The sequence below is a fragment of the Antrihabitans stalactiti genome (genome assembly GCF_012932915.1).
Lineage (GTDB): Bacteria > Actinomycetota > Actinomycetes > Mycobacteriales > Mycobacteriaceae > Antrihabitans > Antrihabitans stalactiti.
Window position 1 is genome coordinate 193935 of sequence record NZ_VCQU01000011.1, and the last position, 24483, is coordinate 218417.

Below are 24483 nucleotides of genomic sequence, written 5' to 3' on the forward strand. Positions count from 1 at the left end.
TTAACCAAGTTACCCGTCCGTAGAACCGTCATCGCTGTTGGCCGGATTGTCGACTTCTCCTCGCTCCGGTCCTCGCTCGTGCCTCGCTGCGATCCTCACTCGTCGGCGTCTCCGGCTGTGTCAGGGAACGCCGTCTGCTGGTATCCACCACGCAGCGTTCCTTCCAGATAAGCGGTCTTGCATGCGCGTCGCGCGATCTTGCCGCTCGACGTTCGTGGAATCGAACCGGCGGGTACGAGCAGCACGTCGCGCACCGTCACACCGTGCCTGCTGGCGATCGCAGCACGGACCGTGTCGGCAATCGGCTGCGGATCGGCCTTGCCGGCACCCGGACCGCGCTCAGCGACGATCACAAGCTGCTCGGAGGTGTCTTCGGGGTCGAACTTCAAACCCGAATGGCTGCCCTCGCCGAATACCACCGACGGAAGTTGGTTCGCCGGCACCGCGAAGGCTGCGATGAACCCGGGACGCAGCGCTTTGCTCGCTTCCTGCGCCGAGAACTCGAGATCCTGCGGGTAGTGGTTACGACCGTCGACGATCACCAGATCCTTGACGCGGCCGGTGATGTAGAGCTCACCGTCGACGTAGACGCCGTAGTCGCCGGTCCGCATCCAGGTCGCGCTCTCCGGCGCCCCTGCTGTATGGCTGCCTTCGGCGAGCGGCTGGTCGATCTTGTTGTGGAACGTCTCGGCAGTCTCCTCGGGACGACCCCAGTAGCCGACACCCATGTTCTGGCCATGGAGCCAGATCTCGCCTACATGCTCGTCAGGCTGTTCGACACCGGTATCCGGGTCGACGATGGCCGCCCACTGGCTGATGCCGACGTAGCCGCACGACACCTGCGGGATCGCACCTTCAGCGAACTGGTCGACCCGCACCATCTGGCCCGCATTGAGCTTGGCGCGGTCGACGTAGATGACCTTTGCCTCGTCCTCGTGTTTGGTGGCCGAGACGAACAGGGTCGCCTCCGCCATTCCGTAACACGGCTTGATGGCCGTCTTCGGCAGGCCGTACGGAGAAAAGGCCTCGTTGAACTTCTTCATCGACGACGTGGTGACCGGCTCGCTGCCGTTGATCAGACCGATCACGTTGCTGAGGTCGAGCGACTCGCCATCCTTCGGCAAGCCACGCGCGGCAGCATGCTCGTAGGCGAAGTTCGGGGCGGCGGCGAAGGTACCTGCACCGTCGGAGACGGCGGCCAGTTCCTTGATCCAGCGATACGGACGACGAACGAACGCGCTGGGCGACATGATCGTGATGTATTTGCCACCGACCGCCGGGACGATGACGGTGAGCAGACCCATGTCGTGGAACAGGGGCAGCCAGGTGACGCCACGCGAATCCTCGGTCAGTCCGAGCGCGTTGATCATCTGCAGGATGTTCGTTCCAACGGCGCGGTGTGTGATCTCCACGCCGGCGGGCACACGAGTCGAACCGGACGTGTATTGCAGATACGCGATGTCATCGACCACGAGGTCGGGCTGAACCCAGGTCTCACCGACACTGTCCGGGATGGCGTCGACAGCGATGATCCGCGGACGCTGTGCATGCGGGAGCGCACGGAAGAACTGACGAACACCGGCTGCGGACGAAGTAGAGGTGAGGATTGCCGTCGGTTCACAGTCGCCGAGCACAGCGTGCAGACGGTCGGTGTGGCCCGGCTCGTCCGGATCGAACAACGGGACCGCGATCGTGCCTGCATAGATTGCAGCAAAGAAAGAGATGACGTACTCGAGGCCCTGTGGCGCTAATACGGCAACACGGTCGCCCGGCTTGGTCACCTGCTGGAGCCGAGCGGCGACCGCGCGTAGGCGATTACCGAACTCTTTCCACGTGAGGTCGTTGGCAACGCCGTCGCGCTCACGTGAGTAGTCGATATAGCGATACGCGAGGGTGTCCGAGTCGTTGCGGGTGTGCTTCTCGACGTGATCGATCAGTGTCCGCCCCTCGGGGATGTGAATGTTCCCCGTCGCATCGAGGTAGTCATCGAAAGTCTCGTCGATCATTCCTTCTCCTCCGAAGCGTCCCTGCGTAATCGATGTCTACTCGACATCCTTTACGCCCCGACTTGCTTCGCCCGCTGGTGTTCTCTCGTCGGCAAATCTATTGGCAATCGAACGCGGCGTTGGCCGTATCGGCTACATGTGTGGAAACCAAAAATATGTTACAGATGTTTGGCATGGGTGCGGAGCCCGCAGAGCACCCGATAACTCTACTCACCGCGCAACAGCGGAATGATCGGCGCAAACGCGTCCATCTGAGTCGGGAACACACCCACATAGGACATCGACGTCTGTTTCCGCACGTTACGGATCTGCTCTGCAATCTCTTCGAAGGTCCCGATCGCGATGTACGGCGAACCGAGGATGTCCTCGACACTGAGCTTGGTGTCGACCTCCATGTTCGGCGGGAAGCCTTTGTCCAAGGCCGCCAACGCCATTTCGGCGATCTGCTGGCGATCGTCGGTGATCACGATGGTCGTGATCGTCCAGTTCAGCTCGATGTCCTTGAATCGGTCACCCGCTGCTTTACGGATCAGATCGACCCGCTCGGCCGTCTTCTCCATCGTGATTCCGGACAGCAACGCCTTGCCGTCTTTGGTTGTGACAGGAACCACGGAAATGATGTCGGCGTGTTTCGCGGCGAGTGCCAGCATTTTGGGTCCACCGCCACCGACTCCGATAGGCGGGCGTGGCCCCTGCCGCGGGCGGGGGCTGCCTTTCAATCCGCGAATTTGGTAGTGCTTGCCCTCGAAATTGCATTCCTGACCGCGCAGCAGCACGTCGAGGATGGTCAGCGCCTCGTCCAACTTCTCGATCCGGACGCCGGGACGCTCGTAGGAAATGCCCGCTTTGTCGAATTCGTCCTTCATCCAGCCTGCGCCGATGCCGAGTTCGAGCCGACCACGGGACAACACGTCGATCGTCGCGGCATCTTTCGCCAACACCGCCGGATGCCTGAAGCCGTTCGCGAGCACCGAGGTGCCTATGCGGATCTTGTCCGTGGCGACAGCCAAGGCACCGAGTGCCGCGATGGGACCGATCTGCTCGCCCAGGTGGTCCGGGATCATGAAGCTGTCGAAGCCGTATTCTTCGGCCGTCTGCGCCAGCTTGATGAACTTGCGAGCGCCGCCCTCTTCACGGTTACCTTCGCCGCCGGCCGCGAAACGGAACTTACGGAGCGGCACGTCCGAAGTCATTCTTCACGCCTCCTGGAGAACAGCTATTGGTCATGGTGGCGCGAGCCTCTCGGCCGCGCAGCCAGTCCGCAACTCTAGCGGCTGCACCGACGCGGACCTATTTGCCGGTCACGTATGCGCGGGATGCGGTGCGGATTCGACGAGTCCCGCTGCCCAATTGGCGGTCCACTGCGGCGCGGTCGTGCCGGAGTCGTCGACCTGGAACCCGTTGTAGAGCTGGTGCACAGGATTTCCAGCTGCATTCGCAAGCGCTGCCGCGCTCGGAATCATGTTGAGCGGATTCAGCGCAGCAGCCGGTGCCGCACAGATCAGATCGCCCGGCGTGCAGATCGAATACACGTGGTCGGCCAGCGTCCCGAATCCACCCGGCCGCGGACCGGTCATCTTGATGCCCGGCACCTCCAGCCCCCGGAGAGCGACTTCGGCGCCCACGCCCGACGGGTCCGGACCGATCGGAATTCCTTGTCCCGTATCGCGACGACCGTCGGCGATCAGTGTCACGCCCAACACCAAATCTGCAGGTACCGGGCCCTTTCCAGCGCCGATCTGCGACGCGAGGTCACCGGCGATCACAGCGCCCTGCGAGAAGCCCGTCAGGATGAAGCTCGTCAGCGGGCAGTTGGTGTGCATGCCGACCAATATGTCGGTCGCCTTCTGCGTTCCTTCGCTGCGGCTGTTGTTGTAGGACTGCTGCCCGTCCGGCGGAAACGCGATCGGATTCGAGAACTGCGCCACGTACGGCACCGTCACGACGTCGAGCCGCTCGGTCGGGAATTGCGCTTGCAACGGCCGCGTCACGTTCAACATCAACGCGTTCGGATTCGCCGTCGGGTTGTGCAGATCGTCGTTGGTATTCGACTCCCACGTTCCCGGAACGGCAACCACCTGAACGTCGGGGCAGGCAGCCGATTGTGATTTCGGTCGCGCGGGCTCGGTCGGGCCCGGACCGGGCAGCTTCAGCCGCCCTGCGAGTTGGTACCAGAGCAGCAAAGCCAACAGTGCAGCGAGGACCAGGGCGAGCAGCACAATGAGCAACTTGCCTCTGGAGCGTTTCCTGGTACCTCGGCTGGTCATCATCGCCTTACTTGCAGTACGTCGTCTTGGCGGCTTCGATGTACACCTTCGCGGCATCGCCCGGTTCGAGCTTCGTCGATTCCGGATTGGTGCCGACGAATGCCGTCACAAAGGTCGTGATCTCTTCCGGTGAGCTGCCCTGCTTGATCGCGTTGCAGATGTAGCCGCCGATCGATCGCGCGTTCTCCGGTGTGGGTGTGATGCCGCTCTTCTCCAGCGCGGCGAGGAACGCCTGATCGGCTGCGGTCGGTGCTGCTGTGCCGGTCGGCCCGGGGAAGCCACTCGGAACAGGCTGCGGCTTCTCCGGAGGTGCGGTCGCGGCTGTACTCGGACTGGTGACCGCCGAGGACGAAGCATCGCCATCGTTGCTCGACGACGTCTGCGGCGGTTTCGTTGTGGTGAGCTGCGCGGTCGGCGTACTCGTCGCCGTCGAATCGTCGCCACAACCCGCGACGAGGCCGCACGCGGCGGTCGCGATCACAGCGGCGGCGAACGTGCGTTTCAGTGCGGTACTGCGCATTCGGCGTTCCTCGGAGTCGGAGCTCGGCGGCTCAGGTGGTTGGGGTCCAGGTTACAGAGATGAGATTCATTCACTACGACGCAGCAATTCGACGAGAGTGCACAAGGGGCGTTTGGGGGCGACACACGCGGCGCTCGATTGCAGCGCATTCCGGGCCGTCCGATGGCTGTAGTCCGACAAAGCCCAGCCCAGCGGCACGCGAACACTCGGCTTGGTCGGCGGCGCGATGGTGACCACATAGTCGGCTGTCTCGTCCATCATCCCGAGAATTGCCGTCGTCGCCGTCGCGCAAACGCCGTCGTCAGCAGTTGGCGATGCGACGCAGCTGTGCCGGAACTCGTTGGCTATCCGCTGGGTCAAGCTCGTTGTCGATGCGAGCTGGGCGGTCGCGGGTCCGAAAATCAACGGCGGCGCGAGGGCTTCGGACACGGGTTTGTCGACCGCGGTCCGCGGTGTCTCGACGCGTGGTTCGTCGTCGAGGTAGGCGACCAGAGGGACGACGATCGGTCCGTCCGAGATGCCGGCAAGGACCTGCTGGTTGTGCTGCAGGACGATCGCCGCGATTGCGGGTGCAAGGTCGGCAATGGTGCCGAGACCGGAACCTTCGGCGTAGCCACCGTCGACCAATTGGAGGTCACGCTCGCGGCAGTCGGTCTGCTCACCTATACCTACGCGGGCGGTCGGCGTGACATAGGGAAAGCGGGCGGAGATCAGCGCCGCGGTCGCCCAGGTCTTCGGGAGCGGGCAGTTCTTGGACACCGCCAGCATGTCGATGGAACCAGCCGGTCCACCGTCGTTGCCGCTGCAGTCCTCGGCAAGGCCGGACGTTGCGGCGAGGGTGAGTTGACTGATCAGCACGCGGCACTTCGAGCCACCTGCTGTCGCGTTGAAGATGAGCGCGCCCGCCGGACCTTCGATGTCGCGCGGATCGAAAGAGTCTGCCAATTGCGGTGCCTGCGCGTCCCACACGTCCTCGATGAGCCCGGCGCGGTCCATCCAGGCGGGTGCACCGACCGGTCGTATTCGCAAACCTGTCACGCCCGCCACGAAATCGTTGACGATCAACCCCGCAGACGCTGTTGCGAGCGCATCGGACTCGCCGAGTGGCAGCGACAACCTGATCGGGTCGCCGCCCTCCTGCGGGCGAACTGAACGCGACAACGCCAGCCCCACCGAGCCGCCACTGACTCCGCTGGACAGCAACGTCGAGTTTGCCGCACACACCCCGCTATCGGCCAACACGGTCATCGTTCCCGCGGTCCACTCGGCTGCGCGAATCCCACCGCCACTCGCTGCGACAAGCAGCATCGGCCGGACCTGCACTTGCGAGTTCGGCACCCGGCGATCGCACTGCCGGTTGGCTGCCAACCACGCATCGAACCTGGCGTGCAGATCCGGTCGCGCCTCGACGGCGCCGCGGTCGGCTTTCTGCTCCTCGATGCTGTGCAGCGACGGATGAGTGGCAAACGCGCCGACCGCCAACGCCGCGACGGCCGTGATGCTCAAAAACGGATTCGCGCGCATCCGGAGCAACCGGAAGATTTCGAGCGGTTGTCGTGACTGTAGGTGAACGATCAAGAACCCCAACAACATCGACCAGATACCGAGGACCACGACGACCGTGGCGACCTCGCCGAGCGCGCCGGCGATGGCCTTCGGCCACAGCAGAGACAGCGCAATCCCGGTAATGCTGAGCACCGGAAAGACGTTCGCCCACGGTGACGGCTTGGCGGCAGGGAAGAGCGGGTCGAGCAATCGCCCGATCGCACCGAAGGTGCCTGCCGGGTCGTACGACAGGCCGGGGAACCCGATCACCGACGTGCCCCACAACGGAAGCACGACAATGACGATCAACGCGAGGACCAGGCACACCGCAGTCCATCGCGGCGGATCGTACGGCTGATCCACGGCACTGAACCTGAGGACGACCGGAGCGGTCAGCGCGCGGACAACTCCCAGCGCACTCACGATCGGAAGGCCGAGCGCGAGAAGGTCGCCCGCGATCCACGTACTGGCGCCGCGCCGTTCCGGATAACGCTTCGGATGGTCGTCGGGGCGCCACAATAAGTACTTGCGTCGATTGCACACGACTCGGATGACGATCGAGGCGCCGACCACGGCAACCGGCACCGCGACGAAGGCGAGCACGGTCCCGCTATGCGCGGTCCCCCATTCCCGGTGGACCCGCAACACAACCGCAACAGCAAGGACAAGAGCAGGAGCGGCGAGCCACCAGCCGTAGCGTTGCAGCTCGTCGACCCACGGATTCTCGGTGCGATCGTCGACAGGTCCGCCCTCGGTGGTCTCCGGAATTCCCCAGTCGCCCAACCTGTCCAACCGATAGGCGACCTCCGTTCGCTGCCTGCTTAGCGCAAGAAGGAAGACCGCGACCAGCAGCGTCACAACGATCGCAGCAACAGCCTGACCTGCCCCGCCCGGATCGAACCAGCTGCGGACCACGTCGGGCAGCTGATCGAAGATGTTTTGCGACGGGACGAGCGCGAGCAGCGCCAACCCGAACACGACGATCGCGGCGAGGCGTTGCAGCCACAGCGCGCGACCTACCCGCTTGACCGCACTCCAGACGATGTCGCGAAACAGTTCGTCGCGCCCGACTGCCAGTACCAGTGCGAGGAACGCAATCGCTGTGACGATCGCAGCAGCGTTGACCACCCCGGTGACCAGTGCGGGAACGGCGGCACCCGCACCGACGAATCCGGCTGCCACGAAATACGCCACGGCGTGAGCAGCGGCGCACACGACCAGCGCGGCCACAAACCGCGTCAGCCCCGGAGCGTCAACACGCTGCTGGAAGATGCGGGTGCCGGCAACGACCGATCCCACCACGACGAGGCCGAGCAGCGCCTGCAGCGCGATCCACCACCCGATCGACGCATGAAAGCTCGAACAGCGCCACTCCGCCCACGCGCTACTTCTGCCTGCGAGCAGGTCCGCATCGACGCATGCCTGCTCGCCGCCATTGTCGACGACGGTCGCGATGAGCCGATTGATCTCGGCCATCATGATCGCCGCACAGAGCCCCACGACAAGAGCCGTGAACCACCATCGAACCGCGGCCCAGTCGGGCCGGTGCGGAGCGACTACCCGTTGCGCTGAGGGGGTCGACATTCAGAACTCACTCGTTGCGGCCCTACGGTCGCGGTCAGTGAATCTCTGGCTTGTTGTCCTTCACGGTGATGTAGCCGAGCTGGAAGTTCTGCTGGATACCGCCAGGAATGATGAACTCGTCGCCCGTCGGGAAGCCGAGTCTGCCGTTCTCGTAGCCAACGCTCTTCCACGCGTCGTAGATCGGGCCGTTGCGAATCGCCCAAGCACCGGACAGCGGACTCCAGTAGACGACGCCGTTTTCGAACTCGTTGAACTTGCCGAAGTCCTTCACATTGCGCTCACTGGTCTTGGGGAAGCCCAGCCAGCTGTCTTCGTAGCCCATCGAGGCGTACTTGCCGAGAATCAAGCCCTGAACGCGGTTCGTGCCGGTCTTCGGGCTGAAGTACATGGCGCCGATCTCGAAACCCTGGACAACGCCGTCCTTGTTCGGCGTCTTCACCTCGTCGGCGGTCGGGTAGCCGAGCGGTCCGTGCTCGAAGCCCTGCTTGCCCCACTCGTCGAGGATTGCGCCCCGGACCGCATGGGCACCGGTCTGCGGTGTCCAGTAGATGAGTCCGTTCTGGAAGTTCTGGAATCGCCCACGACCATCCGGCGCGGGCAACTCTGCGCCGACCGGCAGTCCGAGCGGACCGTTCGCAGCGCCGCTGAGCTGGTAGGCGCCGCCGATTCGGCCGGAGACGACCTGCGGACCGGTTGCGGACGAGAAGAACACTCGGCCGGACCTGAAGTCCTGCGCGACTCCGCCTGCCACGTTGTATTCGCCGGTCAGGCAGTCACCTACCCAGTTGTTCGCTGCAACCACGTCGGCGATCGCACCTGCCGGCGCACACGCGGGCTTGTCCACTTCCACACCCAACGCGGTCGCTGCCTGCGGCCACGACTGCCGCATCTCGAAGTCCCAGTACGGCCACGAGTGCGTGCCGGACGGGCGGTAGTTCACCTGCGCGGGAATGCCGAGCTTGTTCAGCCGCGTCGCGAAGTTCTGCGAGGTAAGTCGTGCGAGGATCTCGAGGCCCATACCTGCGAAGTTGGTGCTCACGCCGGGGATGCCCGAGGCCTGGTCGAACGGTCCGGTCGATCCGCTACCGCTGGAAACGTAGAGGCTGACGCCCTTCAGTTTGTCGGCGATCTGGTACGGATCGTGTTCTGCCCATGCGGGATTGGACGGCGGTCCCCACATGGCACCCGAGTTGAAGCCGCCCGCGTCGTTCATTGCGTACTGGATTGCCTGTGGCATGCCGAGCGACGTCGTCGTGAGGAAGCCGGAGTACGACGCCGCGTACTTCACGAATCCCGGATTGCGCGCTGCGAGGAACATCGCCGACGTGCCGCCCATCGACAGTCCTTCGACGCCGCGGACGTTGGTGGTGCGCCACTGGCTCTCCAGCAACGGCGGGAGTTCCTTGGTCAGGAACGTCTCCCATTGATAGTTGACGCCCTTGTCGGATTGCAGCCAGTCGGAGTAGAAGCTGGACTGGCCACCGACGGGGAGCACGACGTTCACGTTCTTGTCGGCAAAGAACGGCTCCGCTTTTGCGTCGAGCGTCCAGCCGTTCTCGGTGGTTTGCGCGCGCAAGCCGTCCAGCATCAGCAACGACGGGAACCTGGCTTCCGGATGCGCATTCCAATCGCGCGCCAAAAGCAGCTGCACCTGCACCGGCGCTGCCATCGACGGTGAGTTGATGAACAACGCGACGCGACGGTCGTTGAGCCAGGTGACGCTTTGTACTGTCGCTCCGCCTGGGGTCTCCTGATGAAACGCCGGCGTCGCGTTCGCCGGGGCCACCGAGACCTCCGGTGTCAGGCCGACCGCAAGGGGCAGCACGAGTAGAGCTGCGCCGAACCCGAATTTTCGGGGGCGGGGCGAGCGGAGCGACGGGAATATGTCACGGAGTCCAACTGCGCGTCGCATCGAGGTTCGCCTCACTTTCAGTCGCAAGGGCGCATCCGGGCGCCCTTATGCGTCTGTTTCTACACGCAGCTCACGGCGTTTCCAGGGACGACGCGCGGGTGCCAGAGTTTTCTGTGTGACAGATGGTGCAATTGGTACATCATGTGCAGCACAAACGAAACCGCCCCGCAGTCCCGTGAAGGGAATGCGGGGCGGCTCGATGCCTAGTGCGAGTTGTCAGCCGTTGATGTAGTTGCTCATGTCCGGGATCATCCGGTACACGTTGTCCGCCCACCACGGCCAGCTGTGCGTGCCGACCGGCGGGAAGTCGTAAACGACATTGCCGTAGCCGAGGGTCGCCAAGCGCAGTTGGAACGCCTTGGTGTTGATCAACGAGATTGCTTCCAGCCCCATGCCGTTGGCCGTGTTGTACACGTCGATCAGCGAGCGCGGCTGATCGTGGACGCCGGGGATACCGCTACCCGACGCGATGTACAGACGCGTGCCGTTGTCGCGCAGACGCGGTGCGAACACGAACGGGTCGTTCCGCAGCCAACGCGGATCCCACGGCGGTCCCCACATGGCGTCGATGTTGTAGCCGTTCTGGCTCAGCATCGCCAACCGCATGGCTTCCTTCATGCCAGGCGCCGAGACGTTCAGGTAGCCCGAGAACGATCCCGCGTACGAGAACTGCTGCGGGTAGTACGCCGCGAACATCAGCGCCGCGCTGCCACCCATGGACAATCCGAAGACGCCGTTGTTGTGCCGGGAGAAGCCGAACTGCGCCGCGAGCTGTGCGGGCAACTGGTTCGTGATGAAGGTTTCCCAGCGGTACGGCGCGGTCTGCGAAGAGCCGCTGCTCGAGCCCGACGAACCGAACGCGTTGCTCGGCGCGATCCAGTCGGAGTAGAAGCTGTTCTCGCCGCCGACCGGCATGACCACGTTGATGTTGGCGTTGACCAGAGCCTCGGCGACGTTGGTGTCGATCTCCCAGCCGTTGAGGTCGTTGCGCGCACGCAGACCATCGAGGGCGTAAACCACCCGGCTGGTGTTTCCGTCACGCGCCCGGAAAACACGCGACTTGAGGTTGAACCCATTCGCATCGCGAGCCCAGACGTCGATCCCAGTCGGGTTGAACGCGGCTTCCGCGGTCGGCGCGTTGCTCGAAAGCGCGACGCACAGCGGCAGGAGGAGGGACAGGGCCACAGCGGTAGAGAGCCGCTTAGCCCACGATCGCATTGTCCGGCCCCCGCCGGGTTTGGTGCTCAGTTGTGCGAGCGCTCGCATCGACTATCGCCTTTCGTTTCACGGTCCAGGTTGGACCGCATTCTTCCACGCGCAGGTTCGCTTGAAATTTCTTGGTGCCAGAGTGACTGATGTGACTGGACAGCCATATCTTCTGGCTACTTCGACCTTTACAGACCCTCCGTTACGGAACCGAGACTCAAAGTAGTTCGAAAGTGACCGAACCGCCATACCCCAGAGACAACACGGCAGCGATCGCCCAGCAATACCGACAAATCATTTCCCATCCGCGTGCGGAGGCGGAATCAGATGGCATCGCTGAATCTCGTACTTGGGCACTCGGTCGATTCGATAGTCGGCGAACTTCAGGGCGTGCTTGAAATTCTGCTTCCATCGGTCGAAAGTCAGCTCCGAACGGTAGGAGGTGAGCAGGTCCTTCGTCTCGGGACAAGTGATCGCGACCTGCGCATCTGCCACCCAATCCTCGTCCAGATACCACGGCAACCAGGGATGAGTGCCCACCAGACCGAGATCCGCGATCACCCAGTCGGCAAACAGGTTCTTGTCATGACCGATTCGCCCGTTCTCGATGCGATCCGAATGAGCCGCGAGCGGATACGCGAGCCCCTCCTGATCTATGACTCGGACATCGAGCGGAACGTTCATGCTCGTCATTCCGAGGTTGAGAAAATACACAGTGTGACCTGCGCCACCTTCGGGGATCGGCTCGGGCGGCGGCACGATATCCCAGTACATGAACGACGGTGTATTGATCAGCAGGCCACCGTTGGGGCTGTCTTTGATCGCCTGGAGCATTGGCCGCATCCGCGCGTAATCCAGATAGTCCTCGGCCAGGATCGGATGCTCGTGGCCCGTGTTGAGGACGTAGTACGCACGCTCGTCGACGATGCCCGTCTTTCCGATCGTCGTGCCCGCAGCCGAGCCGGTCCACCCGGCAACAACGACGGACCAGACGAGAATCGCAACCCAGGCGACCGCCGTGACCGCACCGACCGCACCCGTACGCTCCCCTACTCCGCGTAGCCGCGGCAGCGACGCCGGAATCGGGAGCACAGCGACAGGCAGGATCAGGCAGAACAGCGTCGGCAGCAGCATGCGGCCATGCATGAAGTCGCCACCGACTCGCAACGAATAGCCACAGAGCAAGACGCCACTGAGCAGCACGACCGACACGACCGCCCCAGGCGACCGAAGGCGGGCCTGCCAGCGTTTGACCGCTGAGAGCGAAGCATCGGCCGTCGCCGGACCGCGACGGCGGGCCGTCCACACAAGGGCACCACCGGCAACAAGCAGGATCGCCAACGGCAGCCACAAGTAATAGGGCTCGACCAAGTTCCCCAGATAAGAGAAGCCCTGCGACCACTTCGACCCGCTGGCTTCCTTCGCGACCGCCGTATTCGGGTACGGGAGCGCGTAGTAGCCCATCCGCCAGATTTGATAGCCGACGGGCACTGTGCCTGCGATTGCCACCATCGCCGGGCGGACCCACCAGCGCGGCTGCGGCGAGAAAAACACCATTCCGAGAATCAGAACGGAGACCAAGACGAGTTCAGGCCGCACGAGCGGTCCGAGGCCGGCGAAGAACGCGACGGTCAGCGTGCCTGCCACGGGCGAGCTGCCGGACCGACGTGAGACGGTCGGAGTCGCCCACCGCATCAAGAGCAGCCACACGAGCGCGAGCCAGAAGATGACCAGGCAGCTCTCGAGCCCCGACGACGCGTAATCCCGAGCAGGCGGGACCGCGATATAGACCAAGGCACCCGCCGGCACCAGCAACGTGGCGGTGCGGCCGCGATACAGGCGCCCGGCGCCCAGCATCGCGAGCACGATCGCAGCGACCGACAGGGTCAACGACAGCGTCAGAACGACGTATTCGAGCCGTCCGTCGGTCAGCCAGCTGAAGGCATAGACGATGTAGGTCCAGGCGGCAGAGGTATTGGTCTCGACTCGTTCACCCTGGTTGAACACCGGTCCGTTGCCTGCGAGGAGGTTGCGGACGGTGCGCAGCACGATCAGTCCGTCGTCGGCGATCCAGCGCCGTTCCCAACCACCGTCGAGAAACAGGAGTGCGGTGATGACGATGCCCGCCGGATAGACCAGCCGCAGCACACCACGCCCGCGGGTACCCCGCGCTCGTAGCGCAGGGGGATCGTCCGAGACGACGTCGGACAACTCGTCAGACGTAGATAGCGACACCAACGACTCCGATCAAGGCAATCGCGAGGAGTTGCAGCACCCGATCGCCGAGCGCAATTTCCTCGGGCTCTCCGGCCTCGCCACCATCGACGTCGACCGCGTAGCGCAGGACTGCGATCGTAAACGGAACCATCGAAATCGCGTACCAGACACTGTCGTTTCGCTCGCCTTGCTCGAACGCCCACAGCCCGTAGCAAATCACCACCGCGGTTGCGGACAAGGTCCAGACGAACCGCAGGTAGGTCGGTGTGTAGTACTCGAGCGATTTGCGGATTTTCGCGCCGGTGCCGATCACCAGCTGCAACTCGGCGTAGCGCTTGCCGGCCGCCATGAACAGCGATCCGAACGCCATGACCAACAAGAACCACTGCGACAGCTTGATATCGGCTGCCGCGCCGCCGGCGATGGCCCTCAGCAAGAAGCCGGACGACACGATGCACACGTCGATGACAGGCTCATGCTTCAGTCCGAAGCAGTAACCGAGCTGGATGACGATGTAGACGGCGATCACGACCGCCAAATGCCAGTTCGCCACGAACGACAGCCCGATTGCGCCGACGAGCAGAACCACGGCCATCGCGAACGCGAGATTGACGGGCAATACACCCGCCGCGATGGGACGGAAGCGTTTCGTCGGATGCGCGCGATCCGCCTCGACGTCGAGTGCATCGTTGACGAGATAGATGCCCGACGCAGCCATGCAGAACACCACGAACGCGATACCGACGGGTGCGAGAACTTCGAGATCGTTGACCGATCCTGCCGCCAGCGGCGCGGCGAGAACGAGCACGTTCTTCACCCATTGCCGGGGACGAACGGCCTTCACGATCCCGCCGAGAAGAGTCTTCGGCGGACCCTTGACTACGGCCTCTTCGAGGTCGTGCCCGGTCGGCTCCTCACTCATGCGTCTCCAAACTTCTTCTCGGCAGCAATTACCGCCGTGGCCGACAGCGCCCCGAGCGCTGCTCCTGCGAGCACGTCACTCGGGTAGTGCACACCCAGAACCATCCGCGACAGCAACATCGGCGGTACGAGCAACGCAGGCAAGGGTAGACCGGTCAGCCGACCGAGTAATACGGCGGCCGCGGTGGTCGACGTTGCGTGAGAAGAAGGAAAGCTGAGTTTGCTCGGCGTCGAGACGTTGACCGCAACCGCCGGATGGTCGGGCCGAGGCCGTCGCACAACACGTTTGATCGCAATAGACGCGGCATGCGCGCCGACAGCGCCCACGGCGGCACCCGCCCACTGCCGGCGCCGCGGTGGGTCGGCGACATAGCCGACAGCGGCGAGTGCGATCCACCCGAGCGCATGCTCACCGAAGTGCGACATGCCACGCGCAACCGAAATCACCGATGGATGGGAACCCAGTCCCGACTGCACGGCCTGCAAGATCGCGACCTCACCCGCCACCGGCGGAACCTCGAACTCGAACTCAAATTCCGAAGACACGTTCCCACCTCGCCTTACTCGTCAGCTCCGGATGGGCGGCCTTGTACTCCTCTTTCAACGCGGGGAATCGCTTCGCCAGTTCGCGACGCAACCGCATCGCTTCCTTGAACAGCTCGACCGCCTTCTTCGGGCTGCGCTTGCGGAACACCACTCCGCGGCCGTCGGCGGTTGTGACCGTGACGCCGTCGACCTGCGACAACAAGTACCACCGCGCGTCCAGCGTAGGGACGTTGAGCTGTGGGCGTTCGTGATGCGCGGGATCGGCTGGTTTGAGGTTGTGCACGATCCCCTTGCCCAGCCGACCGACCTTCGCGACCGTGTTGCCGGGGTCGCCGACTGCACCGACTCCGGCACCGGACGCCATCGGCAGTTCCGTGGACGAGGCCAGCACGACCGCGTCAGGGAACTGTTTGCGCAGATCGTGAACCGTACCGAGCGCCGACGGGAGCAGGTCGAACAGGCGGTCCGGTCCGGCCATGAAGTCCGAGATCGCGAGGTTCTGGATTGCGACAGTCGAGTATTCGAGGCAGAGCAGGTGTTTGAGCGTCGCCTTGATGCTGTTCACGATGAGCCCGCGGCCGTTGCCCGGCTGGTGCAGCGACGCCACGACCAGTCGGTTACGGAGATGGAAGTAGGCCTGCCAGTCGATGGCGTCGTCCTTGTCGGACCAGGCCATGTGCCAGATCGCGGCTCCCGGCATCGTCACCGTCGGGTAGCCGGCGGCGCGGGCACGAAGTCCGTACTCGACGTCGTCCCACTTGATGAACAGCGGCAGTGGCTGGCCCAGTTCCTCGGCGACCGAGCGCGGGATCATGCACATCCACCAGCCGTTGAAGTCGACATCGATGCGCCTGTGTAGCAGCTTCGAATTCTCCCGGTCGCTGAGCGGGTACTTCGAGAAGTCGTGGTCGTATTCGACGTTCGGCGCCGAGGTCCACATGAAGATCCCGCCGTTGACCGCTTCGCCCATCGAGTGCAGGTGGCTGCGTTCTTGCAGATTCAGCATCTGCCCGCCGACGAGCGTCGGCTTCTTGGCGAACCGCGACATCGCGAGCGCGCGCAGAATCGAGTCCGGCTCGATCTCGATGTCGTCGTCCATGAACAGAATGTGTTCGCAGTCGGTGGTTTTCAGCGCCTCGTACATGATGCGGCTGTAGCCGCCGGACCCACCGAGGTTGGGCTGGTCGTGCATCGCGAGTCGGTCGCCCAGTGCCGCGGCTGCTTCTGCGAAACCTGGCTCGTCACGCGTCTTCCGAGTGCCCTGATCGGGGATGATGACGGCTTTGATCTTCGCCAGCACCAACGGGTCGGATGCCAGGGCGACCAGCGATTTCACGCAGTCCGTCGGCCGGTTGAAGGTCGGGATGCCGACCGCGATCGAGCCCTCACCTGGCGCGGGCACCGTTGCGAACCATCCTGCCGACTGCAGGGTCACGTCCGTGTCGGTCGTGATGTCGAACCAGATCCAGCCGCCGTCTTCGAATGGCGCGAGCGGAACCTCGACCTCGACGCCCTCGTCCCGAAACTCACTGCCTTGCACGTGAATTCGCGACGAGTCGGCCTTCGACCGGTAGACGTCGACCCGCCCGTGGCCGGTGAGCTCCAGCCGCAGTACCACCGATTGCAGGACGCTGTAGCGCCGCCAGTAGCTCGCCGGAAACGCATTGAAATAGGTACAGAACGAAACTTCGGATTCGGTACCGATGGTCAGCGAGGTCCGCGAGGTCGCGTGTGCGCGACGAGCATTCGTCTTTGCTTCCTCGAGATACAGGGTCCGCACGTCGAGCGGCTCACCCGGCCTGGGCAACAGGATGCGTTGCAGCAGCGACTTTCCTGCCGGTTCGACGACGACGCTTGTTTCCTCGGTCGCCAACTCGTGCTTCGGGCTCACTCGTCTTCTCCGTGCAGCGCTACGCCCGCCGTGAAGTAAGGAGCGATCACGTTGTCGTACATCGAGAGCGCACTGGCGATCGCCATGTGCATATCGAGGTATTGATAGGTGCCGAGCCTGCCACCGAACAGCACCTTCGCCGTGGCGGTTTCCTGCTTCGCCAATGCGCGGTAGGCCTGGACCTTCTGCCGGTCCTCGGTGGTGTTGATCGGGTAGTACGGCTCGTCGTCCGACTCGGCGAAGCGCGAGTATTCGCGCATGATCACCGTTTTGTCTTTGGGGTAGTCGCGCTCGGGGTGGAAGTGGCGGAATTCGTGAATCCGAGTGAACGGCACATCACCGTCGTTGTAGTTCATGACCGGGGTGCCTTGGAAATCACCGACCGGGAGCACTTCGGTCTCGAAGTCGAGCGTGCGCCAGCCCAGTTCGCCTTCGCTGAAATCGAAGTAGCGATCGAGCGGTCCGGTGTAGACGACCGGCACATCAGGGTTGGCCGCAAGCAGCTCGTCGCGAACATCGAACCAGTCCGTGTCGAGCCGGACCTCGATCTTCTCGTCGGCCGCCATGTTCTCCAGCCACTTCGTGTAGCCCTCCACGGGCAAACCCTCGTAGGTGTCGTTGAAGTAGCGGTTGTCGAACGTGTAGCGCACCGGGAGCCGGGTGATGTTGCCCGCGGGCAGTTCCTTCGGGTCGGTCTGCCACTGCTTCTGCGTGTACGCGCGCACGAACGCCTCGTAGAGCGGGCGGCCGATCAGCGAGATCGCCTTCTCCTCGAAGTTCTGCGCGTCTTTGCTATCGAACTCGGCAGCCTGCTCGGCGATCAGCTTCTTGGCCTCTTCAGGGCTGTAGTACTTGCCGAAGAATTGGGAGATCAGTCCAAGTCCCATGGGGAACTGATACGACTGACCGTTGTGCAGCGCGTAGACCCGATGCTGGTATCCGGTGAACTCGGTGAATGCGCTGATGTAGTCCCACACGCGCTTGTTCGAGGTGTGGAAGAGGTGCGCTCCGTATTTGTGCACCTCGATGCCCGTCTCGGGGTCGGGCTCGGAGTAGGCGTTCCCGCCGATGTGGTGGCGTCGATCGAGCACCAGAACTCGTTTGCCGAGTTGGGTGGCCGATCGCTCCGCGATGGTCAGTCCGAAGAATCCGGAGCCGACGATGATGAGGTCGTATCTTCCGTCGGGCGTAGCAGCGGTCACGGGAAACCAGCGTATCCGACCGACGTCGGCGGGCTACCCAGCCAAGTCCAGTTTCGTTATTTGCAGACGCGGCGAGTCGCCGCAAGATACCGCCCGGTCGCTTGTCCAATATGTGGTGCGCTGTCAACTCGAGTCGGGGGCGACACCGCGAAAGGTCGTGAGTCTTTGGTGGGCGCCCACCAAAGACTCACGGCCACTTAGAGCTGCGTTCGGGCATATGCCTTCATCGCGTCGCGGACGAACTCGGCCGTTCCCGCACCGTGGACGTCATAGTTCTGGCCGAACCGCGGGTCGGCGACGTACATCTCGCCGAGACCCTCGAAGTACGCCGCGTCGGGCTTGCGCCCCTGCCAGCTCACTCCGATCCAGTCGTAATGACGCTGGGTGATCGCCAAGACTTCCGGGCTGTCAACGGCAAGGCCTGCGTTGTGCGCCTTGCCGTAGTCGGCTGCGATGTCGAGCTGCCGTTGCGCAAAGCTCTGGCGATCGGCGTCCGACATCGAACGCCACCAGCGGTCGCCGCTCTCGTAGGCATCCTTGCCCCATCGCTCGATCACCTCGTCCTTGTACTGGGTGTGATCGAAGCCGTCGAAAACTTCGCTTGCCATGAGTTGTTCACCTCCTTCCGTTTTTCGCAGTGTCGTTTTCACCGACGCTATCTGCCTGCTGATCCGGTCCTGCTCCTGTTCGAGCAGTTCCAAATGGATCCGCAATGCGGTTGCCGTTCCCTGTTGTCCGCTCAATACTTCGGCAATAGCCGGAAGGCCGAGGCCGAGCTCTCGCAGCAACAAGATCCGTTGCAACCGCACGAGGGACTCCTGGTCGTAGTACCGGTAGCCGTTGCTACCGATCCGCGACGGCGGCAGCACACCGATCTGCCCATAGTGGCGCAGGGTTCGGCTTGTCGTTCCGGCCGCCTTCGCGAGGTCCTGAATGGACCACTCCACTTGCATTCCTTCCCTCGATCTCGTCGATAGGACAAGTCTGCAAGTTGACGCTACGTCAATGTCAATGCGTTACCGAGAAGGATTTCAGTAGCGGTACGACGAACTGCTCCAGCATCGCCCGCTCGTCGTCTTCATCGCGGCCAGGCACGGCGAGCAAGGAGACGGTCACGCGAACCAGCCAGGCTCCCAGCCGCCGAGCCTGAGTTTCGTCGGCACCTGCGTCGCCGACTATTGCGGCACCGAGCACGCCGATGACCTCGGACGAATGCGCAATCTCGATCGCTATGCCGGCCTCACCTGCTCGAAACCACGCGACCAACGTTGGATCGGCCCGGACCTCGCGTAAGGCGGTCAACATCGCCTCGACGACGCGGTCGCCGGGTTCTGCACCCTGCCGGGTGGTCTCGGCTATGCGCCGTCCGATCTGTCGCGCGGCTCGATGGATGAACGCGACATGAAGCGCTCGGCGGTTCTCGAAGTAGCGGTACAGCGTGGCCCGTGAACAACCCGCGGCCCGTGCAATGTCGCCCATCCCGGTCGCGGGAACACCTTTCTCGACGAACTCACGTGCAGCAGCGTCGAGTATTCGGTCGGCGGCCATGCTCGAACGGCCGTCGGCGAGCCAGTCACGGCTCATGCACGCCCCGCGACGAACGGAACTTTCGTCGGCCGGCGAACGTAATTTCCGCCGGCATATTCGACGCCGTCGAAGTCGACGGAGAAGTCGGGACAGCGGGCCAACAGTTCTTCCAATGCGACGCGTGCCTGCAGTCGAGCGGCCGCGGCGCCGAGGCAGAAGTGAGCACCGTGACCGAAGGTGAGGATCTTCGTCGGGCGCCTGCGAACGTCCAAATCGTCTGCGTCCGGGCCGAATTCTCGCGGATCGCGATTCGCCGAACCGTAGAGCAGCAGGACCTTCCGACCCCGAGGAATGGTCGCGCCGTCGATCACTACGTCACGCGTCGTCGTGCGCGCCAGACCCTGCACAGGGGAAGTAAGGCGCAGCAATTCATCGATGGCATCCGGAATCAAGCTCGGCTCGGCGATCAACTGCTCGCGCTGATCACGGTGCCTGGTCAGCAATTGCACTGCCCCGCCGAGCATTCCGGTGGTTGTGTCGTTACCACCGGCGACCATGGTGAACGTAAAGCCAAGGATCGAGATCAACCCCGCGATGTCGGAATCGTCGGCCGCCATTCCTGCCGCGACCAGATGCGAGACGACGTCGTCGGCCGGATCGGTCCGTCGACGAGCGATCAACGCATGGAAGTACGCCATCAACTCGGCTACAGCGGTCGCGGCCTGCAGCGGATCGCCCTCGATGTTGGCGGCGACGATCGCGTCGGTCCATCCATCGAACTGCGCGCGGTCCGCCTCGTCGACACCGAGATAGTGCGCAACCACCATGCTCGGCAGCGGTTTGAACAGTTCGACCACGATGTCGCCTTCGCCCGCCTCGCACAGCCGGTCGAGGCGCTCCACCACGAACGCTCGGACCGCCGGCTCGACGGCGACCACCTGGCGAGGTGTGAATCCTTTGGACACGAGCCTGCGGAAAGCGGTGTGGTCGGGCGGATCCAGCATCACCAGCGGTGGATTGTCCGTCAGCCCGATCTTCTCGAGTTCGCCGTAGGTCGTGGTCAGACCCTGCGCGGACGAGAAGGTCGTCGCATCGTTGGCGGCGGCGAGCACGTCCGCGTGCCGCGAGAGTACGTAGTAGTCGTCGTCGCCGTCTGGCACGTGATGGACCGGGTCGAGGTCGCGCAACTGCGCATACATCGGCCAGGGATCGCGCCACGACTCACCTGATCTCGGTTCGAAGGAGACCGCGCTGGACGACTTGACCGACATGTTTCAAACATGAGACATATCCCACAATTTGTCAACCCTCGCGGGACCATTCGATCCGCGGCGGTCGAACCGACGCGCAGCGCGGCGCGCCACACTCGTCGGTCAGCGCGAGCGCCCCCACGACGACCGGCGCGCTGAACAACTCGGCGTCGATCGCGCCGAGTTGCAGTTTTGCTCGCCGGAACATCTGCCAGGTGCCGTCGGCTTCGACGTTTCCCCAGCTCAGATACAAGAATCGTTCGCCACGTCTGCCGTGGACGCTGGGTCCGCGGAAGTCGATTCCATCGGGGGTTTCGACCAGATTCACATCCAACTCGAATACTGCGCGCTCGACATCGGCCCGGACCCGATCAACTACCTCATTGCGCACCTGCAAACCGAGGTGGACGTTCGAATATTCATCGTGCTTACAGCCAGGTAATTCAGTTCCGACAATTCGAATCCTCATAACGGTCTACCTAACCTTTAGCCTTTATCTTGACCCGGAGTCAGCGCAGTCAGTACAAATACACCCGTACGCACCATTTTCGATGTGGGGGCCATTACCGACAGGACCGCTCAGTGCTATCCGACGTTATCGATATCGATGTTCTGCTGGAACATCCGCGTCACGAGATCTGGGAATACCTGAGCGTCCCCGATTGGTACCCCCGGTTTTTTCGGGGAATCGGCGTCTGTGAGCGCGTCTCCGAGGAGCAGCCTGGCGTACCCGCGGTCTATGCGGCGCTCGTCGGACCACCGAATGCTCCTGCACGCACCGTCCGACTCCGCGTCGTCGCGGGCAAGGCCGGCGAAGGCTTCAATGTCGAAAACCTCGATACGGGCGGCTTCGTATCGATACGACTTGCCGAAGTCGGGCCGGAAAAGACCAGAATCGTCGCCACCTTCTTCAAAGCCGGCCTGACCCACCAAGACCTCGCTCGCTTCGCGAACTTCGACCTCGTCGACTGGGCGCGCGACGGCATCGGGCGTATCGACGACTACTTGGCCGGTAACCCGACGTCCGAGGTCACGAACACCGGCGATTACAAGTCACTGCAGCTGAGCATCGCGAAGACAATGGTCAAAACCGGGGTCGTCCGGGCCGCCCGCCCCGACCGCGGGATACGCCAGCTCAATTCCCTTGCGAAGTGGGGCTTTACCCTCGCGGGTGGTTTCGCCGCGGCCGCCGCGCGGTCGCCGAAGCACATCGCGCTGGCCGACGCGCGGGGATCGCGGACCTTCGCCGAGCTGCACGACCGAACGTCCCGGCTCGCATCGGCGTTGCCGTCGATCGGCGCGAGCGCAGGCAGCACAGTCGCGATCATGGCGCGAAACCACACGACCATGGTAGAGTGCATGGTCGCGTGCGGGAAGCTCGGCGTCGACCTGATCCTGCTGAACACCGGCCTCGGCGCCCGCCAGATCGAAGAGGTGCTAGCGCGGCACAACCCGACCGCGATTTTCGTTGACCAAGAATTCGAGTCGGTCATCCAATATCTGCGCCCCGGTCTGACCATGATCAGCACAGCGCCGACGTCTACGACAATGGGACGACCAACGGTCGACGAGATCATTGCGTTGGCGCCGCCGAGTTCGCTCAAGGCGGGCGACCCCGGCCGCCTGGTCGTCTTGACGTCCGGGACCAACGGCAGCCCGAAAAGCGCTCGCCGCCCAACGCCGAAAGGCTTCGGCACCGTCGCGGCAATGCTGAGCCGAATGCCGTTGCAGATGAACGAGACGATGCTGATCGCCGCGCCGCTGTTCCACAGCTGGGGTCTCGCTGCGCTGCAGATCAGCACGCCGCTCCGGTCGACCGTCGTCCTCCAGGATCGCTTCGACGCCGAAGACTGCCTTCGGGCAATTTCGGTGCACCGGTGTACCTCACTGGTCGCGGTTCCTGTGATGTTGCAGCGAATCCTCGACCTTCCGGAATCGGTCCGGTCGCGGTACGACACGTCGAGCTTGCGGGTTGTTGCGAGCAGCGGTTCGCCGATGTCGGGCTCGCTCGTCACGAACTTCATGGACACCTTCGGCGACGTTCTGTACAACTTCTACGGGTCGACCGAGGTGTCGTGGGCCACGATCGCCGACCCCGCCGATCTGCGCGCCGCGCCGACCACCGCCGGGCGGCCACCGCTGGGGACGAGAGTCTCGATCCTCGACGAGACGGGCACTCCCCTACCGACCGGCGGCGTCGGCCGGATCTTCGTCGGCAACGACATGCTCTTCGACGGCTACACCGATGCCGCACCGCCACCCATCGCAGGGAACCTGATGGACACCGGTGACCTGGGCTATCTCGACGCCGACGGTCGGCTGTTCGTGTCCGGCCGCGATGACGAGATGATCATCTCCGGTGGCGAGAACGTCTTTCCGCGCCCGGTGGAGGAGGCGCTCTCGCACCTTCCCCAGGTCAGCGAAGTCGCCGTCGTCGGCGTGCCGGACAACGAATACGGCCAGCGGTTGGTCGCGTTCGTGGTCGCGCGTGACGGCGCTCGCCTCGACCAGGACATGGTGACGTCGTATATCCACCATCGGCTCAGCCGGTTCTCGGTCCCCCGCGACGTCACTTTTCTGAAGGCCTTGCCACGCAACGCAACTGGCAAGATCCTCAAGCGGATGCTCATCGCCCCTACCAGCTAGGTCATACCGAAACCGGTGCATCCCAGTCGATGTGGTGGTCGAACATGAATGCCGCGGACTTGTCGCCACCCTTCGCCATCTTCTTCAGGAAGACGGGCATGAAGAGGTCACGTAGCACTCGACCGACCGGTCCGGCAGCCTTGCTGTTGCTCGTCCGCGCCGCAGATTCGACGATCTTCTCCACCCGGTCACGACGCAGGCCTTCATAGGTCGCGAACGCGGTCGGAATGTCGCGGTCGTCGCGCAAGCACTTGGCGAGGATCACCGCGTCCTCGATCGCCAACGACGCCCCTTGCCCCGACGACGGCGAAGCCGCATGTGCCGCATCACCGATGATGATCATCGAATCGTTGTGCCACGTCTTGACTTTCGGCATGTCGAACGTCGGCCATGCCCTGATCTCACCGGGCGTCGCATCGATGATCGCCTGCGCCGGACCGTTGTCTTTGGCGAACAGTTCGCGCAGCTCATCGCGCCATTGCGCGTCGGTGATCGCCTCCAGTTCAGCCTGTGAGGGCTGCCGCTTGCGCGGTGGATTCGCGAACCACCAGATCTCGCCGTTCTCGTTGATTGCGTAGGCAAAGAAGCATCGCTTGCCGAAGGTCATCTCGAACGTGCCAGGTCCGACGGGCACATCGACTCCGCGGGCGTAGCCGCCCACGTTCAGAACGGGCACAAAGCGCGGCTCCGGCGCGGCCGGATCGATCAGTTTGCGAACTGTCGACCTGATGCCGTCGGCGCCGATCAAGAGATCGCCATCGGCATGCGAGCCGTCATCGAACCTCGCCCGAACGCCGCCGCCTGGGAGTTGCTCTGCACCAATCAGTTTCTTTCCGTACTCGATATCGACGCCGCGTCTCGCTGCCTCGTCTTGCAGCGCTCCGTAGATCTCGGCGCGCTTGATCGTCTGGGTGACCGTTCCATCGGCGAGACTGCCGCCAAGAGGTATCTCACCCAACACTTTCCCGGTTCCGCTACGGAATACGAGTGTGGGCGTTGGGAAGCCGATCCCGGTCACAACCCCATTCGCGTCGATTGCCCGCAACGCGTCCATTCCGTTCACTGCGAACGTCAGGAATGCGCCGACGTCCGCGGCGGCGTGTGGATACCGCTCGTACACAGTCGATTCGATCCCGGCTCGCTGCAACGCCATCGCGACGACGGGTCCTGCGATTCCCCCGCCAACTACCAATGCCCTCGTCATTTCTCTTCCTCCATATATTTCGTTTGGCCGAACGAAATA

18 protein-coding genes are annotated in these 24483 nt (G+C 63.5%); 1 reads left to right on the forward strand and 17 read right to left on the reverse strand.

The annotated features are described in order from the left end of the window. Positions 1-95 precede the first annotated feature (95 nt). From fadD32 to FGL95_RS26765, 16 genes are all read right to left on the reverse strand, one after another. Entirely contained in the window at positions 96-2006 is a 1911-nt protein-coding gene (gene fadD32 / locus FGL95_RS26690) for a long-chain-fatty-acid--AMP ligase FadD32 (RefSeq protein ID WP_206072327.1), read from the reverse strand. A gap of 206 nt (positions 2007-2212) precedes the next feature. Further along, complete coding sequence (locus tag FGL95_RS26695; protein WP_169593086.1) at positions 2213-3199, reverse strand: LLM class F420-dependent oxidoreductase; 987 nt, start codon at positions 3197-3199, stop codon at positions 2213-2215. A gap of 108 nt (positions 3200-3307) precedes the next feature. Continuing rightward, on the reverse strand, positions 3308-4273 hold the full coding sequence (locus FGL95_RS26700; protein ID WP_169593087.1) for a cutinase family protein: 966 nt from the start codon (positions 4271-4273) through the stop codon (positions 3308-3310). A 7-nt stretch (positions 4274-4280) separates the two neighbouring features. After that, positions 4281-4793 (reverse strand): DUF732 domain-containing protein, encoded by a 513-nt coding sequence (locus tag FGL95_RS26705; RefSeq protein ID WP_169593089.1) that lies wholly within the window; start codon positions 4791-4793, stop codon positions 4281-4283. Positions 4794-4859: 66 nt separating this feature from the next. Then, positions 4860-7922, reverse strand: a complete 3063-nt coding sequence (locus tag FGL95_RS26710; protein WP_169593091.1) for a hypothetical protein — start codon at positions 7920-7922, stop codon at positions 4860-4862. A 34-nt stretch (positions 7923-7956) separates the two neighbouring features. Next, positions 7957-9834, reverse strand: a complete 1878-nt coding sequence (locus FGL95_RS26715; RefSeq protein ID WP_169593092.1) for an alpha/beta hydrolase-fold protein — start codon at positions 9832-9834, stop codon at positions 7957-7959. Positions 9835-10050: 216 nt separating this feature from the next. Beyond that, positions 10051-11100: an alpha/beta hydrolase gene (locus FGL95_RS26720; RefSeq protein WP_206072328.1), complete on the reverse strand. Its 1050-nt coding sequence runs from the start codon at positions 11098-11100 to the stop codon at positions 10051-10053. A 234-nt stretch (positions 11101-11334) separates the two neighbouring features. Further along, on the reverse strand, positions 11335-13275 hold the full coding sequence (locus FGL95_RS26725) for an arabinofuranosyltransferase AftB family protein (RefSeq protein WP_420838092.1): 1941 nt from the start codon (positions 13273-13275) through the stop codon (positions 11335-11337). After that, the gene (locus FGL95_RS26730; protein ID WP_169593094.1) at positions 13256-14179 is read right to left on the reverse strand and encodes a decaprenyl-phosphate phosphoribosyltransferase; all 924 of its coding nucleotides are present in this window, start codon (positions 14177-14179) and stop codon (positions 13256-13258) included. The genes FGL95_RS26725 and FGL95_RS26730 overlap by 20 nt, the downstream gene beginning before the upstream one ends. Further along, complete coding sequence (locus FGL95_RS26735; RefSeq protein ID WP_338080037.1) at positions 14176-14724, reverse strand: phosphatase PAP2 family protein; 549 nt, start codon at positions 14722-14724, stop codon at positions 14176-14178. Before FGL95_RS26735 ends, FGL95_RS26730 begins: the two co-directional genes overlap by 4 nt. Beyond that, positions 14708-16615, reverse strand: coding sequence for a glycosyltransferase (locus FGL95_RS26740; RefSeq protein ID WP_338080038.1), 1908 nt, complete (start codon positions 16613-16615; stop codon positions 14708-14710). The genes FGL95_RS26735 and FGL95_RS26740 overlap by 17 nt, the downstream gene beginning before the upstream one ends. Further along, positions 16612-17817, reverse strand: a complete 1206-nt coding sequence (glf, locus tag FGL95_RS26745; protein WP_169593096.1) for a UDP-galactopyranose mutase — start codon at positions 17815-17817, stop codon at positions 16612-16614. Before glf ends, FGL95_RS26740 begins: the two co-directional genes overlap by 4 nt. A 197-nt stretch (positions 17818-18014) precedes the next feature. Then, a complete protein-coding gene (locus tag FGL95_RS26750; RefSeq protein WP_169593098.1) occupies positions 18015-18770 on the reverse strand; it encodes a MerR family transcriptional regulator in 756 nt (251 codons plus the stop codon). A gap of 55 nt (positions 18771-18825) precedes the next feature. After that, the gene (locus FGL95_RS26755; RefSeq protein WP_169593099.1) at positions 18826-19401 is read right to left on the reverse strand and encodes a TetR/AcrR family transcriptional regulator; all 576 of its coding nucleotides are present in this window, start codon (positions 19399-19401) and stop codon (positions 18826-18828) included. Continuing rightward, a complete protein-coding gene (locus FGL95_RS26760; protein ID WP_169593101.1) occupies positions 19398-20615 on the reverse strand; it encodes a cytochrome P450 in 1218 nt (405 codons plus the stop codon). Before FGL95_RS26760 ends, FGL95_RS26755 begins: the two co-directional genes overlap by 4 nt. Before the next feature lie 31 nt (positions 20616-20646). Further along, the gene (locus tag FGL95_RS26765; RefSeq protein ID WP_169593102.1) at positions 20647-21063 is read right to left on the reverse strand and encodes a DUF5990 family protein; all 417 of its coding nucleotides are present in this window, start codon (positions 21061-21063) and stop codon (positions 20647-20649) included. A 113-nt stretch (positions 21064-21176) separates the two neighbouring features. On the opposite strand from FGL95_RS26765, the gene FGL95_RS26770 reads away from it, so the two are divergent. Next, entirely contained in the window at positions 21177-23240 is a 2064-nt protein-coding gene (locus FGL95_RS26770; RefSeq protein ID WP_169593104.1) for an AMP-binding protein, read from the forward strand. Between the two features lies 1 nt (position 23241). Here the strand turns inward: FGL95_RS26770 and FGL95_RS26775 are convergent, their stop codons facing one another. After that, positions 23242-24444, reverse strand: coding sequence for an FAD-dependent oxidoreductase (locus tag FGL95_RS26775; RefSeq protein ID WP_169593106.1), 1203 nt, complete (start codon positions 24442-24444; stop codon positions 23242-23244). Positions 24445-24483 lie beyond the last annotated feature (39 nt).

Bases quoted from the DNA above. Each gene is read 5' to 3' on its own strand.
- fadD32 (WP_206072327.1), bottom strand. From the start codon at position 2,006: ATGATCGACGAGACTTTCGATGACTACCTCGATGCGACGGGGAACATT.
- FGL95_RS26695 (WP_169593086.1), bottom strand. From the start codon at position 3,199: ATGACTTCGGACGTGCCGCTCCGTAAGTTCCGTTTCGCGGCCGGCGGC.
- FGL95_RS26700 (WP_169593087.1), bottom strand. From the start codon at position 4,273: ATGACCAGCCGAGGTACCAGGAAACGCTCCAGAGGCAAGTTGCTCATT.
- FGL95_RS26705 (WP_169593089.1), bottom strand. From the start codon at position 4,793: ATGCGCAGTACCGCACTGAAACGCACGTTCGCCGCCGCTGTGATCGCG.
- FGL95_RS26710 (WP_169593091.1), bottom strand. From the start codon at position 7,922: ATGTCGACCCCCTCAGCGCAACGGGTAGTCGCTCCGCACCGGCCCGAC.
- FGL95_RS26715 (WP_169593092.1), bottom strand. From the start codon at position 9,834: ATGCGACGCGCAGTTGGACTCCGTGACATATTCCCGTCGCTCCGCTCG.
- FGL95_RS26720 (WP_206072328.1), bottom strand. From the start codon at position 11,100: ATGCGAGCGCTCGCACAACTGAGCACCAAACCCGGCGGGGGCCGGACA.
- FGL95_RS26730 (WP_169593094.1), bottom strand. From the start codon at position 14,179: ATGAGTGAGGAGCCGACCGGGCACGACCTCGAAGAGGCCGTAGTCAAG.
- FGL95_RS26750 (WP_169593098.1), bottom strand. From the start codon at position 18,770: ATGCAAGTGGAGTGGTCCATTCAGGACCTCGCGAAGGCGGCCGGAACG.
- FGL95_RS26755 (WP_169593099.1), bottom strand. From the start codon at position 19,401: ATGAGCCGTGACTGGCTCGCCGACGGCCGTTCGAGCATGGCCGCCGAC.
- FGL95_RS26760 (WP_169593101.1), bottom strand. From the start codon at position 20,615: ATGTCGGTCAAGTCGTCCAGCGCGGTCTCCTTCGAACCGAGATCAGGT.
- FGL95_RS26765 (WP_169593102.1), bottom strand. From the start codon at position 21,063: ATGAGGATTCGAATTGTCGGAACTGAATTACCTGGCTGTAAGCACGAT.
- FGL95_RS26775 (WP_169593106.1), bottom strand. From the start codon at position 24,444: ATGACGAGGGCATTGGTAGTTGGCGGGGGAATCGCAGGACCCGTCGTC.